Genomic DNA, 12715 nt, shown 5'->3' with positions numbered 1-12715 from the left:
CCGGCCATTTTTAGAATACTCGCCAGAAAGGAGCAGCTGCCATGGAACAGATGGTCACATTAATCAGCGAGCTCGGCTTCCCAATCGTCGTCACCCTTTTTCTGCTGAACCGGATTGAAGCCAAACTTGATGTTGTTGTATCGTCCATTCAGGGATTGCCAGATCGGCTTAAAGAATAGTGAACCCAAAGGAGCTCCCTTATTAGGAAGCTCCTTTTTTTACTTGATTTTGCACTTAGCTATCCTTATACCTTTAGGAAAGCCTAATCCGCAAAACTCTTCCCATTAAAATAATAATCAGCCTCTAAAAATGCAGTAAATGCCACCTCAACCTCCGGCAATCCCAGCGACTGAACATGATTCGTAACAATCCCGGCAAATTCGTTTTGAGCCTCTTTGCCCCTGTCAAACCACTTTACTTCTATAAATGGATATGCTGGAACTTCTTTAGTATCAAACACAAAAGTTGAATTCAAAACTTCTAATGTAAAGTTATCTTCTCCGCAGTCACAAAGCCGAGCCAGGTCTTTCACCAGCTGCGTGCTGATTTCCTTCGTCTGATCGACTGAAATTCCTCTTATAAACAAATGCGGCATCCTGTTTCCTCCAAGCTAATTTACATAATATTTTTCCAGACAACTTATTTAAAAAAGTTATAATATTATAACTTAATAAGGTGCACTCTAACCAAACCTGCTTAAAGAATACCTGTCAATCGGAATCGAAGTTTCCCCATCTATGATTAACTCTGTTATAAGGGTGCCTATTAAAGGAGAAAGTGTAACTCCGCTATGGGTGGCAGCTACATATAAGTTCTCAAAGCCCGGTACCTCACCAAGAATCGGAAAACCATCCTCAGGCATGGCCCTGATTCCGGAAAAGGCGCGGACAATTTTTGCTTTTCTTAATCCAGGAACATAACGGACCGCCATATTGGCTGTTTCCTGAATCACATCAAGTGTTGTAGCCCGGTTAAATCCGGCTTCCTCCATTGAATAGCCCATCAGTACTTCACCATTGTTTGCCTGCCTTAATCCGCTGATTGTAAAATTTAAGAAAGGCTTTAATGGTTCAGATACCAGGATCTGCCCTCTTAATTGATTAACAGGAATCTTAACTCCAAGCATGTCACCTATTTCTCTCGACCAGGTTCCGCCAGCAAGAATCAGATTTTTGCATTCAAACGCACCCTTGTCTGAAAAAACTAAGTATTTTCCATCCTGCTTTTTAATCTCAGTTACCTTATTATAAGCAGAATAGCGGACGCCATTTCTTTTAGCTGCTCTCATATACATATCAATAAGGCGGAATGGATTTACATTGCCATCAATGGAGCTGTAGGTAGCCCCTGCAACTTCCGGATTCATATAGGGCTCTTTTTCGAGAACTTCTTCCCTGGATAAGACTTTGATTTTGATGCCGATTTTTCGATAAGATTCCGCGAGCTTCTGTGCCTTTTCACGATCACTTTCATTGAAAAAAGGCGATAGGCCACCTGTCCTTTTGTATTCAACGTCCCCGATTTTTTTAGACAGATAAGGATAGAGTTCCGCGCTGTACATATTAAATTCCGCATACCAGGAAGGTGTTTTATTATGTACCCATACCCAGGCCTGGGTGGATCCTGAGGTGCCTGACATGGGGTATTTTTTATCAAGCACAAGCACGCCTTCTTTGTATTGCTCAGACAGGTGGTAAGCAATTCCGCTGCCCACTACACCCCCTCCGATAACAATTGTTTCATAATTGGTTTCCAATTACCTCACCTTCCCTTCTTCCAATTCCACCTCATCAAGAACAGACTTGACGGCACTAAAGGATGTACTGTTCGTTGCCAGTGTTTCAAGCTTAATGGGGGATAACGGCATCCTCATTCTCGGCAGCGGAATCTCTGAAGGCGACAGCCCAGTCTGCTGGTGAATAATTTCTGCCACCATGCTGGTGCAGATTTTAGCCTGGCAGGGACCCATTCCGCAGCGGGTAATCCTCTTCACATCATCAAAAGTCCTTCCTCCATTGCTGATTACCTCTTCCACTTCTTCACAGCTGATTTCTTCACATCTGCAGATGATCGTCGATTTATCCAACTTATTCACCTTCTTCTCTCTTTTCCTATCTAGGAGATAAATTGATCTTTCAGCACTGGGCTTGTAAAGTTCTCGAGATGCTTGACTCTTCCGCTGTAAACTTCGCTGTACTCCAATAATTGAAGTTCTTTCCAAAGTGCCTCTCTTATCTCATTTGCCTCTTCCGTTCTGATTGCCTGCAATTCCTCACTTACACTGATGCCGGCAATCATTCCTGTTAGAAGCAAAGGACCATGAGTGCTTATGCCTGCTGCATTCCCGGCTAGGAATACATCTTCTCTGCCGGTTTGTAATCTATTATTATATTGCGGAACCCAGCCGCCCAGCTCTTCTTGATATCCAAAGGAACAGCCCAGCTGATAAAAAACATCCAGTATGGGTGCCCTGCCTCCATCCATGCAAACGAGGTCCACATTCAGGGTAATGACTTCATCCGGCAGCGCAACATCAATCTGTTCCACCTGCCCATTTCCTCTTGCTTCTTTTATAAAACTATTAAAATAAACAGGAATTCGTTTACGTGTCAACTCACTCACTTTTTCCTGCTCTTTTGCCGAAGCACCACTTTGTTGTTCTACAATTGCTTTCACCTGGATTCCTACACCCATCAGCTGTAAAGCTGTTTCGATGGCAAAATCACTTGAGCCCACAATAACAGCTTCTCTCCCGGGCAGCACAAAATCGCGATTAATCAATGTCTGTGCAGCACCGATTGTCATAATCCCCGGCAATGTCCATTTTGGAAAAGCGACAGCCTTTTCAGCTGCTCCGGAAGCCACTATAATCTTTTTTGCATTTACAGGAAATACATTTTCTTCATCTGTAATTCCGGCACTTCCATCAGCGTAAAATCCGACAAGACGGTGATTTAGGAGCGGCCTCACATTAGAATCCTTAATCTGCCCTGTTAGTTTATATGCCAATTCAAAGCCACGCATGGATTCATATATAGGAGGCAGCGGACGCAGCACTTGAGTCTGCTGGTTTAGCTGCCCGCCAAGCCTGGAAGTTTCATCAATAATTATTACATCCAGTCCCCTTGATGCCGTCTCAATTGCTGCCGAAAGACCTGCAGGACCGCCTCCAATAATCAGTACATCAGTCTTCATCAATGTCCCTCCTTACCTCGGGGTCATCCATATTCGGGTATATTCGCATGCCATCTTCAACTTCTGTCATGCAGCTCCGTACATGGTCCTCACCGTCAATGGTCATATAGCAGCTGCAGCATCTTCCGCGGGAGCAGAATAATCCTCTGGATTGGACCAGCTTCCGGCTGACACCCAATTTCTTAATTCCATTTGCCATTAAGGCGGCAGCGACTGATTGCTGCGTATAGGCCTGATATGGCTGGTCATTGAAATAAATGGTTACAGGCTTGTGAAGCTGCCTGCCCAGAACGGGATGTTTCTCAATGTGCATTAAGACCTCTCCTATCTAATTTTTCGAGGAAAACACTTTCCCTACACCAAGCACTCTTTCAATTACGAGCATTAATACAACAGTGAAAAGAATCATGATGCTTGATACGGATGTAATAATCGGATCATATTGATATTGCATGTATGTGTAGATCCGCACTGGCAGCGTCACAACGTCGGTGCTGACAATGAATAAGGCAACTGTTAAATCATCAAATGAAGTAATAAAGGCAAAAATGGCGCCTGCTATCACGCCTGATTTAATGATCGGCAAGGTGATTTGAAAGAAAACTTTCATCGGTCCTGCACCAAGGTTCAAGGCCGCCTGTTCGATAGAACGGTCGAAACCTACTAAGCTTGCAACAACCAGACGCATCACAAATGGAACAGTTAAAATGATATGTCCTAAAATTAAAGCAATCGGACTGGCAGCTAAACCTATCCATGAGTAAAACTGCAGGAGAGCCACACCAAACACGACCGATGGTATTAAAAGAGGCGATCCCACTAATTGGACAATCGCTGTCTTCCCTTTAAATTGGCGCCTGACGACCGCAAGCGATGCAAGCGTGCCAATGGCAGTCGCAATAATAGCAGTTCCGAAAGCCACCATAATGCTCAGTGTAAAGGACTGCATAAATTCCGGATGTTCAATTAATTCTGTGTACCATCTGAGGGTCACACCTTCTGGCGGGAATACAATGTATTCGGTTGTTGTTAAGGAAGAAAGCAATACCACTACGATAGGCGCCAGCAGGAAAATATAAACAAGTAAACAAACAAAGTTAAAGAAAAACTTGGGCAGCTTCCTGCTCATTGTATGGCCACCCCTTTCTCAGACCTGGCAAGGATTTTGCTGTAAGCAATGATAGTAATGGTGGCTATCAGGATCAGCAGGAAGCCGATTGCTCCCCCATACGGCCAGTTCAGCATGACAGCTACCTGTTCATACGTTAAATAAGACATCACCTTCACTTGCGGACCGCCAAGAATGGCCGGTGTAACAAATGAGCTGACGCTTAAGCTGAACACCATAACGGAACCTGCAAAAACACCTGGCAAGGTTAACGGAAGCAAAATGGAAAAGAAAGTTCTGAAGGAGCTGGCCCCTAGATTCTGCGAGGCTCTGATGACAGAAGGGTCTATTTTTTCAAGCGAACCCATGATGCTCAGCACCATGTATGGGAAAAGAACATGCACCATCCCGATGACCACACTCAATTCGGTGTATAAGAGGGTTAAAGGCTGATCAATCCAGCCCAGCTTTAATAGTGTATTATTGACTACACCATTGCTGGATAAAAGGATCACCCAGCCGTAGCATCGTATAACCATGCTGATCAGAAGCGGTGAAAGCACCAGAAGGGTTAAATAATTTCTGGCTCTTCCTTTTGATCTTGCAATCTGAAAAGCTACCGGGTAAGAGATAATGATAGTTATCAATGTTGTTAAAAGAGCGATTTTTACCGTGCGCCAGACCACTCCAAGGTAAAAGGGATCTGACATGAACTTGATGTAGTTTTGGAGCGTCCATTCATTTCCCACTCCCGTGCTGGCATCAAAATTTTTAAAGCTTGTAATAAATAAGAAAAACAATGGCAGCAAAAAGAAGAAAATGAAGATTCCCAGCGTCGGAAGTAAAAGCAGCCACGTATCAAGCCGTTTTTTATTCACATTCTTTTTCTTTTGCTGAAGCAATAAGTCATGTTCCGTTCCGATTCCGGCTTGCATGTGAGTCACCTCGCCATTCTCGAAGGCAGCAGGTCTTCCGGGTTCCAATAAGTGTAAACACTGTTTCCTTCTTTTATTTGGGTGGGATTTATAACGGTATTGGAAATATCCGCAATAAGATGACGATCTTGTACCCTCAGGATATATCTGGTCTTGGCTCCAAGAAACATTTTCCTTTCCACCTTGGTTTGAAAAGACTCATCTGATTCGGCTAATGCAATTTGTATTTTTTCCGGCCGGATGAAAAAGTGAACTTCAGAATTCTTTACAGATGGAACTGAAACAATCTGTTCATTTCCAAAGAAGTGCATTTTGCATTTCTTATTTTCATAGGTTTCCAAAACCTTCCCTTGAATGTGATTAACTTCCCCTATAAATTGAGACACGAAGTCAGTCTTTGGATGGTTATATATGGACGCCGGATCATCTACCTGCTCAATCCGCCCCTCATACATGACCGCAATACGGTCCGATATGGCCAATGCTTCCTCTTGGTCATGTGTGACAAAAATTGTTGTGATCCCTACCTGCTTTTGGATATCAACAATTTCTTCACGCATTTCCTGGCGCAGCTTGGCATCAAGATTGCTCAATGGCTCATCCAGGAGAAGCACCTTCGGCTTAATGACAAGGGCCCTCGCTAATGAAACCCGCTGCTGCTGCCCTCCGGAAAGTTCTTTTGGATAGCGTTTTTCATAGCCAGCCAGACGAACCATCTCCAATGCTTCAAGTACCCTTTTGCTGATCTCATGTTTTGGCACTTTACGAAGCTTAAGCCCATAGGCGACATTATCAAAAACCGTCATGTGCGGAAATAAAGCATAATTTTGGAACACCATGCCCATTTCTCTTTTATTGGGGGGAAGCAGGTGAACGGGTTTCCCATCGACCTCAATCTTCCCGCCGTCCACTTCCAAAAATCCTGCGATCATATTCAGCGTTGTCGTTTTTCCGCAGCCCGAAGGCCCCAAAAAGGAGACCAGTTCCCCTTTTTGGATGTCAAGGCTGAGCTTTTTAACCACTTCCGTTTTATTAAAGGTCTTGACCACATTTTCCATGCTTAAGTAACTCATTCGTTTCCCCTCTCTTTTAATGGGCTACTTCAATTTCTTTATTGGCCCGTTCTGTCCATTCAGCCCGTTTTGCATTGACAGTTTCCCAGTCGACTTTGATCAATTTGGCAATCTCCTCTTCCCCATAAGCCACCTTATCGACGATATCTCCTTCAAGCTTCACATTCTTATTAACCGGACCGTCAAACAAAGAGTTGGCGAATAGAAGCTGAGCTTCTTCATCCAAAACAAAATTCACAAATTCCTGTGCAAGATCCCCATTTGGAGCATCTTTTATCACACTGACGGTTGGCATTAAAGCAGGAACCCCTTCTTCCGGAATCACATACTCAATCGGGAATCCGCTGTCCTGAAGGGTAAACACCCGGCTGCTTCCCCATGCACTTGCAACTGTCTGCCCCTGGAGGAAGTAGTTGGAAACATCAGCTGTTTTATCAAAAGTAATGGCATTTTTGGCGATTTCCTTCATCTTTTCAAAACCAGGTTCAATATTCTCTTCACTTCCTCCATTTGCAATTGCTGTCATAAGAAGAAAATGAACTCCATACGTATTGGCAATGGATGGCAATACTAGTTTTCCTTTAAACTTCGGATCGGCCAAATCATTCCATGATGTAGGAGGTTCCCAGCCATTCTGTTCGAAGACATCCTTGTTATAAGCCAAGCCGGTTGAAATAATCCCGAATCCAACACCGACATTATCCTTGTCTTTTGCAATATCATAGACATTTGCCAGATTCGTCACAACACTCTCATCCAATGGAGCCAGCAATCCAAATGCCTTAGCCTGAGCCTGAGGACCGTCATCGAGGAAAGCTACATCAATTTGTGGATTATCCTTTTGAGCCTGAAGCTTTGATAAGGTATCAACAGAGCTTCCAGTAATATATTTCACCTTAACACCATGTTCTTTCTCAAACTTTGGAATCAGAACTTCCTTCATCTTTTGCTCATAGCTTCCACCGTATGCCGCTAACACAAGTGTCTTTCCATCACTTTTTCCTGATCCTTCATCTGCAGAACTTCCTGTTTGGCCGCTGCATCCTGCAGCCGAGACAAGCAATAAACAAAGCAATACAATTAAATAAGCTTTCTTTTTCAACTCATTTCCCCCTCGTTTATTTTTGCTTTCGTGAACTTAAGGAGCTGTTCTAAGATGAGGACTTGATAAAAGCGATACCCCCTTTTTAAATTAGATCAATCTATTTAAAGAGATTGATTTCTATATAAAATATAAAGATATAATATTATAACTTTATATCTTTTATATTTATAAATTGTCCTATGGGATCTCAGCAATTTTTTACAATTGTACCTCTGTATAATAAACCTCTTTATCACTGCGGATATAGAATTTTGAGAACTCAATAATGTCTTCCTGCTTTGTGTATGTAGTGCGCTCCCACTCAAACACTGGAGTTCCTGGTTCCACATGAAGCAGCTTAGCCTGGTGATCAGGAAGAATATAAGGCCGGATAAATACCTTAGCCCGGTTCAGCGCTATATGAAATCTGTTTTTTAAGATGTTAAAAATTAAGTCGTTATTAATCATTTCAGGTGTAAGCCCCTGACATTTATCCGCTGGAAGAAAGGTATATTCCAGTGCGAGAGGATCATTGTTTTCCACTTTTAATCTCTCAATTCTGATCACCTCATCCTCAGGGTCTATCCTTAACTTCTGGGCAATTTCAGAACCTGCTGCTTCATATTTAAAGCTGATCATTTCATGCGGATGTTCCTGTTCCGAACCGGTGGAAAGCGAAATGATGGAATTAAGGTCCTGCTCTTTTGCAGCTCCGGATACAAAGGTTCCCTTGCCTCGCTGCCTGAAGAGATATCCTTTATTCACAAGCTCAATCACAGCTCTTTTAACCGTAATGGTGCTGACATCGAATCGGTCGGATAGTTCCTGCTCAGTCGGCAGCTGGCTCCCTACCTCCCACTGGCCTGAAATGATTTTTTCTTCCAGAATCTGCTCTACTTGTCTATATAGGGGTATATGTAAACTTTTGTCTATCTGCATTTATGTATCTCCCTTGAAAGAATATAATGTTATAACTTTATATTATTTAATAATTTATCTGTTTTCGGATTAGTTGTCAATATTTTTTGAAAATTAAATTAATATTAAGTTAAGACTCTGCTTTCTTGGTCGTTATTCCCCTGGATTAACGACCATTTCCCTTACTCTCCGTATTTTTCTTCCCTAATCCTTTCCCCACATTTCTAATCCAAGAAAAACTCCAACACACCAGGAATCCTCTCCTTAAACACCATATAATTATGCCCCGCCCCCTCAATGATCCGAAGCTCAACCTCACATCCGCTGCCTTTTAACCTTTCATAAACAGCTTTGTTTGACTCCAAAAATAATTCACTTATCTTGTTATTTTCCACCGCTTCTGCTGTACCGCAATCGAGATATATTTCCCCAACTGAAGGCGTGCTGCCTGCCAGTTTTTCTATTTCCTCCTGATTCCGGTAAAAAGCAGATGACATCCCTGCGATTTTCTTAAAAACATCCGGATATTTGCAGCCGGCATAAACAGACAGGAGTCCGCCCAAAGAGATGCCAGCCATATAGTTTTCATCAGTCATGGTTCTATATTTTCCATCTATTAATGGCTTCAGCTCATACACGATAAAGTCAGCATATTCACTCCCCTTACCGCCTGAGCCGCTTTTGTACCCTAACAGCAGCTCGCTGAAGTCTCCCTGTTTCCATGGACAATATTCATTAATCCGTTCTTCGCCTTCTGTATTCTGGTCAATCGCTGCCACGATTAAATCTGATTTGGATTGATCCAGGTGTTTATGCAGATCCAGTGACACTCCGCCAATTGCTTCTTCAGCACCAAAAACATTTTGCCCGTCGTGCATGTACAGTACCGGATAGCGTTTATGGCTGCTGTAATAATCCTCCGGCAGGTAAATCCGGACTTTTCTTTCCTGATTGAAAATGGATACCGTTAACACTTCAAGCATTTCTGCCACCTCATTCTGATTGTTCCAATAATGCGGTCAAAAACAAAACTTCATATCCTCTTCATCAAACACTCCAGTAAACTTCATATCTGTCCCCCACTTGTAAATTATTTTACAGCGGTCCACCGAAAAAAACTCCAAAAAAAATAAGACTGCTGATCATTCTCAGCAGTCTTCATTCCATTTATTTTTTCAAAGCTTCATATTGCTTCAGTATTTCTCCTGCGAGCTCGCTTGATTCTTCAAGTCCGCATACTTCTTTCAGTACATAAGCCACTCCGTTTTCCTGAATCATGTCCTGCAGCTTAACCGCTTCTTCATCTTCCCTGTTATCAAACAATAGGGCTGCAGCAATAGCTTTTGCCAGGTTTGTGCAGGATAAGCCTGCTTTCTGAGCCTGCAGTGCCGGGCGGACCAGTCTGTCTTCAGGACCGAGCTTCCTTATTGGTGAACGGCCGACTCGTGTGACACCGTCATTCAAGCGGGCATTCTCAAAACGGCCGATAATTTTATCGATATATTTCTGATGTTCGTCCGGATTCAGATCATAGCGATCTATTAAATATGCACCAGTTTCGCCAAGTGTTGCCTGCACCTGCTTGTAAATGTCTCCGTCAGCAAGTGTCTCATCGATGGTTTCTTTTCCTGCCAGGTAACCGAAGTATGCAATAACCGCATGTCCTGTGTTTACCGTGAACAGCTTTCTTTCGATAAATGGCGCAAGCTCCGCAACAATTTTCATTCCTTCGATATGCGGAATGTGTTCAGTTGTTTCGACAACCCATTCATGGTACGGTTCAACCAGAACATCGAGTGATCCCTGATTGTTTTGAATAGGGACAATCCGGTCAACAGCGGAGTTTAAGAAAGATACATTCTCGAGATTAATTCCGCTCTCCAGATTCTTCAAAATATACCCTTTTAATAAGTCAGTTGCCGAGATCTGATTTTCACATGCGATGACATAAAGCTTTTCCGTGATCCCTGCTTCTGCTCTGGCCGCCAAGCCTTTGGCCATTAACGGCGCAATCCGCGGAAGGATGTTTGGCCCAATGGCTGTTGTTAAGAAATCAGCCTGTTTAATGGCCTCAATAACTTCAGCCTCCTGCTTCAGATTATTCAATCCTGACACATTTTCAATGGTCAAGCTTTCCTGTTTATCTGCAGCCAGTATCACTTTATATTGTTTTTCTTCGTTTAATTGTTTGATAATCCCTTCAGCAATATCAACAAACGTCACATGGTAGCCTGACTGTGAAAATAGTGCTCCGATAAATCCTCTTCCTATGTTCCCTGCTCCAAAATGCACTGCCTGTTTCATCGAATCATTCCTTTACCGGTTTATTTTAAAATGAGACTGGAGGTATTCTGTAAAAATCAATTCCAGCTTCTTGAAGATCATCTCTTCGTTTGCGGAAGAAAATAGTAATATCGCTTCCTCTGTCTCAATGATATTCGTGCTGATTAAGCTTAATATTTCCTGCTCTCTTCTGCTTAGCTCGTCTGGCGCCAGCATGAGCAGGAGGTTTTTCATTGCCACTTCTTTTCCGTCCATTCCCTTTACCAGGCAAGGCTTTGGCAGATGGGCGATTTGAAAAATAAGCTTACGGACGTTTTTACTGCGCGCGTGAAAGAGAGCCATATTCGTTTCAGGGATGCCAAGACCGCCTTTTTGTTCCCGCTCCCTTAATGATTGGAGGACATCTTCTGGATTCGTCAGAAAATGATCTTCTTCTGCATTAGCCAGCATTTTTGCGAGAATCTGCTCCTGGCTTGTTTCCCCACTCATCCGGTAAAACCGGAAATTATGAATAAGAGACTGGATGCTCTCCTGTATATCTCTTATCTCCTCGAGCATGGAGCCTAAAGAGACTGGCTGCTGGTGACCACCCTCCGCCAGTTCCTGATACTGTTTCCCTTTTGTGAGGCTTTCAATGTTGTTCTTCAGGTGGTTTTTTATCGTGAGAATATTTTCTTCACTTAAGAGCGGGTTCACCAATATATACTCTGCATGGATAAAAGGCAGTCTGACAGTAGAAAGAATTAAATCATATTCCTTCAGATCGGCACCCTCTGACATTTCCTTAATCGATTTGATTTCGATGACATCAATTTCAGCCACCTCTTTTTTCAGCCTGCTTCTCAGCATTTTGGAGGTGCCGATGCCTGTCGGACAAATGAGAAGCGCCTTTATGGAAAGATGCTCTTCCTGCATCACAAGGGCCGAACCGAAATGAAGAACGATAAACGCAATCTCGTCATCGGAAAATTGATCAATATCCGTAAACTCATATTCAAGACTATTTTTCACAGCCATGAACAGAACCGGATATTTACGCTTGATTTCCTCTCGAAGCGGGTTATAGGACTCCATATTCTGCTTGATCCGGTATAGAGATGGCTCCATATGGGCGAGCAGTCCCTGGAATAAAGAAAAATCCTTGTTCAAATCCACATGCAGCTGTTCCGAAACTGATTTAATCACTTTCCTGATCATTTGGGCGAGTACAATGCTGTCGTACGGAAAAGCCTCCGTCCCGCTCCATTTGGTGCCTTTAAGTATACGAGCCAGGTAAAGGATATCCCCCTCTGAAAAATCACAGTCAAATGTCTGTCCGAGCCTGCTTGTGACCTCCTGGATCAATCCGTATTCAACGGTAACCTCTGTCTCCGTAAGATCCATCCGTTCCACAGGAAACCCGCTGAGTGCCCTTTTCAAGGTTATGCAGGTATGCAGCACAATCTCCAGGTAACTGTTATCCGCAAACCGGGCGGGTGCGCCCTTAAACACAGTCTGAACGATGCTGTTCACATGGCGGAGGCCAGCCGCTTCTAAGTAGTGCAGAATCCTGTCTTCTCCGAGCTTCCCTTTTTCCAGCAAAAATAATTTCTCAATTAATTCTTCATGAAAGTATTGCAGGAGAAATTGGGCAAGCGCCCTTCGTTTATTTGCTTCCGTTCCGTGAAGTTCTACGCCGACTCCCCGCTTTCTCGTCAAGCCAACCTTGAAACGGGATAGCCATTCAGCAAGCTCGTCCAGATGTGCTGTCAGCGTTGCCGTGCTGATGCCGAGATAGCCGGCAAGCACCTGGGTCTTATATACGTCTTCTTCAAGAATAGCCAATAGAAGGCGCAGCTTCTTTTCCTGAGGGAGCTCATCGATCGGTTCACTGCTGGTCAAATGCTGGATCAGCCTGAAAATCTGCTCATTTTTGCCTTCAATGACAAGTCCCTGATTTACATTTCGGGTTAAGGTCAGTCCGAACTCACTGACAATTTTCTCAACTGCCTTTAAGTCCCTCTGAATCGTTCTTGCACTGACATTTAATGAAGACGCAATCGACAATGCCGTATGTTTGCCCGATGTTTTAATAATCAATTCAATAATGGCTTTTTCCCTCGATGTAATATACATGAGA

General features: G+C 43.3%; 14 protein-coding genes. 1 reads left to right on the top strand and 13 read right to left on the bottom strand.

The genetic code is table 11. From position 1 onward, the window contains the following. Positions 1-41: 41 nt before the first annotated feature. Positions 42-179, top strand: coding sequence for a YvrJ family protein (locus NYE23_RS07615; protein WP_019380521.1), 138 nt, complete (start codon positions 42-44; stop codon positions 177-179). Between the two features lie 83 nt (positions 180-262). Here NYE23_RS07615 and NYE23_RS07610 read toward each other — a convergent pair whose 3' ends face one another. From NYE23_RS07610 to NYE23_RS07550, 13 genes are all read right to left on the bottom strand, one after another. After that, positions 263-595, bottom strand: a complete 333-nt coding sequence (locus tag NYE23_RS07610) for a DUF1904 family protein (RefSeq protein WP_341076753.1) — start codon at positions 593-595, stop codon at positions 263-265. Between the two features lie 87 nt (positions 596-682). Next, positions 683-1756 (bottom strand): NAD(P)/FAD-dependent oxidoreductase, encoded by a 1074-nt coding sequence (locus tag NYE23_RS07605; protein WP_341076752.1) that lies wholly within the window; start codon positions 1754-1756, stop codon positions 683-685. Next, positions 1757-2095, bottom strand: a complete 339-nt coding sequence (locus tag NYE23_RS07600) for a (2Fe-2S)-binding protein (RefSeq protein WP_231593977.1) — start codon at positions 2093-2095, stop codon at positions 1757-1759. It lies immediately after the preceding gene. A 20-nt stretch (positions 2096-2115) separates the two neighbouring features. Continuing rightward, the gene (locus NYE23_RS07595; RefSeq protein ID WP_341076748.1) at positions 2116-3195 is read right to left on the bottom strand and encodes an NAD(P)/FAD-dependent oxidoreductase; all 1080 of its coding nucleotides are present in this window, start codon (positions 3193-3195) and stop codon (positions 2116-2118) included. After that, positions 3185-3508, bottom strand: a complete 324-nt coding sequence (locus tag NYE23_RS07590) for a (2Fe-2S)-binding protein (RefSeq protein ID WP_341076747.1) — start codon at positions 3506-3508, stop codon at positions 3185-3187. The genes NYE23_RS07595 and NYE23_RS07590 overlap by 11 nt, the downstream gene beginning before the upstream one ends. 15 nt (positions 3509-3523) lie before the next feature. Beyond that, a complete protein-coding gene (locus tag NYE23_RS07585; protein ID WP_341076745.1) occupies positions 3524-4324 on the bottom strand; it encodes an ABC transporter permease in 801 nt (266 codons plus the stop codon). Continuing rightward, positions 4321-5238 carry an ABC transporter permease gene (locus tag NYE23_RS07580; protein ID WP_341076742.1) on the bottom strand — a complete coding sequence of 306 codons (918 nt, stop codon included), beginning with the start codon at positions 5236-5238 and terminating at the stop codon, positions 4321-4323. Before NYE23_RS07580 ends, NYE23_RS07585 begins: the two co-directional genes overlap by 4 nt. A 5-nt stretch (positions 5239-5243) precedes the next feature. Continuing rightward, entirely contained in the window at positions 5244-6311 is a 1068-nt protein-coding gene (locus NYE23_RS07575; RefSeq protein ID WP_341076740.1) for an ABC transporter ATP-binding protein, read from the bottom strand. 16 nt (positions 6312-6327) lie between these two features. Beyond that, the gene (locus NYE23_RS07570; RefSeq protein ID WP_341076737.1) at positions 6328-7413 is read right to left on the bottom strand and encodes an ABC transporter substrate-binding protein; all 1086 of its coding nucleotides are present in this window, start codon (positions 7411-7413) and stop codon (positions 6328-6330) included. A 201-nt stretch (positions 7414-7614) separates the two neighbouring features. After that, entirely contained in the window at positions 7615-8334 is a 720-nt protein-coding gene (locus NYE23_RS07565) for a GntR family transcriptional regulator (RefSeq protein WP_341076736.1), read from the bottom strand. Positions 8335-8537: 203 nt separating this feature from the next. Continuing rightward, positions 8538-9296, bottom strand: coding sequence for an alpha/beta hydrolase (locus NYE23_RS07560; protein ID WP_341076735.1), 759 nt, complete (start codon positions 9294-9296; stop codon positions 8538-8540). A 184-nt stretch (positions 9297-9480) separates the two neighbouring features. Next, entirely contained in the window at positions 9481-10617 is a 1137-nt protein-coding gene (locus tag NYE23_RS07555; protein WP_341076733.1) for a mannitol-1-phosphate 5-dehydrogenase, read from the bottom strand. A 12-nt stretch (positions 10618-10629) separates the two neighbouring features. Next, the gene (locus tag NYE23_RS07550) at positions 10630-12711 is read right to left on the bottom strand and encodes a BglG family transcription antiterminator (protein ID WP_341076731.1); all 2082 of its coding nucleotides are present in this window, start codon (positions 12709-12711) and stop codon (positions 10630-10632) included. Between the last annotated feature and the right edge of the window lie 4 nt (positions 12712-12715).

This window comes from Cytobacillus sp. FSL H8-0458, from assembly GCF_038002165.1.
Classification (GTDB): Bacteria; Bacillota; Bacilli; order Bacillales; family Cytobacillaceae; genus Cytobacillus.
Note: the sequence above shows the minus strand (reverse complement) of the source record. Positions and strands in the feature narration are given on the sequence as shown.

Coding starts and splice junctions, on each gene's coding strand:
- NYE23_RS07555 (WP_341076733.1), bottom strand. CDS start 10,617: ATGAAACAGGCAGTGCATTTTGGAGCAGGGAACATAGGAAGAGGATTT.
- NYE23_RS07565 (WP_341076736.1), bottom strand. CDS start 8,334: ATGCAGATAGACAAAAGTTTACATATACCCCTATATAGACAAGTAGAG.
- NYE23_RS07590 (WP_341076747.1), bottom strand. CDS start 3,508: ATGCACATTGAGAAACATCCCGTTCTGGGCAGGCAGCTTCACAAGCCT.
- NYE23_RS07610 (WP_341076753.1), bottom strand. CDS start 595: ATGCCGCATTTGTTTATAAGAGGAATTTCAGTCGATCAGACGAAGGAA.
- NYE23_RS07595 (WP_341076748.1), bottom strand. CDS start 3,195: ATGAAGACTGATGTACTGATTATTGGAGGCGGTCCTGCAGGTCTTTCG.
- NYE23_RS07585 (WP_341076745.1), bottom strand. CDS start 4,324: ATGAGCAGGAAGCTGCCCAAGTTTTTCTTTAACTTTGTTTGTTTACTT.
- NYE23_RS07560 (WP_341076735.1), bottom strand. CDS start 9,296: ATGCTTGAAGTGTTAACGGTATCCATTTTCAATCAGGAAAGAAAAGTC.
- NYE23_RS07580 (WP_341076742.1), bottom strand. CDS start 5,238: ATGCAAGCCGGAATCGGAACGGAACATGACTTATTGCTTCAGCAAAAG.
- NYE23_RS07575 (WP_341076740.1), bottom strand. CDS start 6,311: ATGAGTTACTTAAGCATGGAAAATGTGGTCAAGACCTTTAATAAAACG.
- NYE23_RS07615 (WP_019380521.1), top strand. CDS start 42: ATGGAACAGATGGTCACATTAATCAGCGAGCTCGGCTTCCCAATCGTC.
- NYE23_RS07550 (WP_341076731.1), bottom strand. CDS start 12,711: ATGTATATTACATCGAGGGAAAAAGCCATTATTGAATTGATTATTAAA.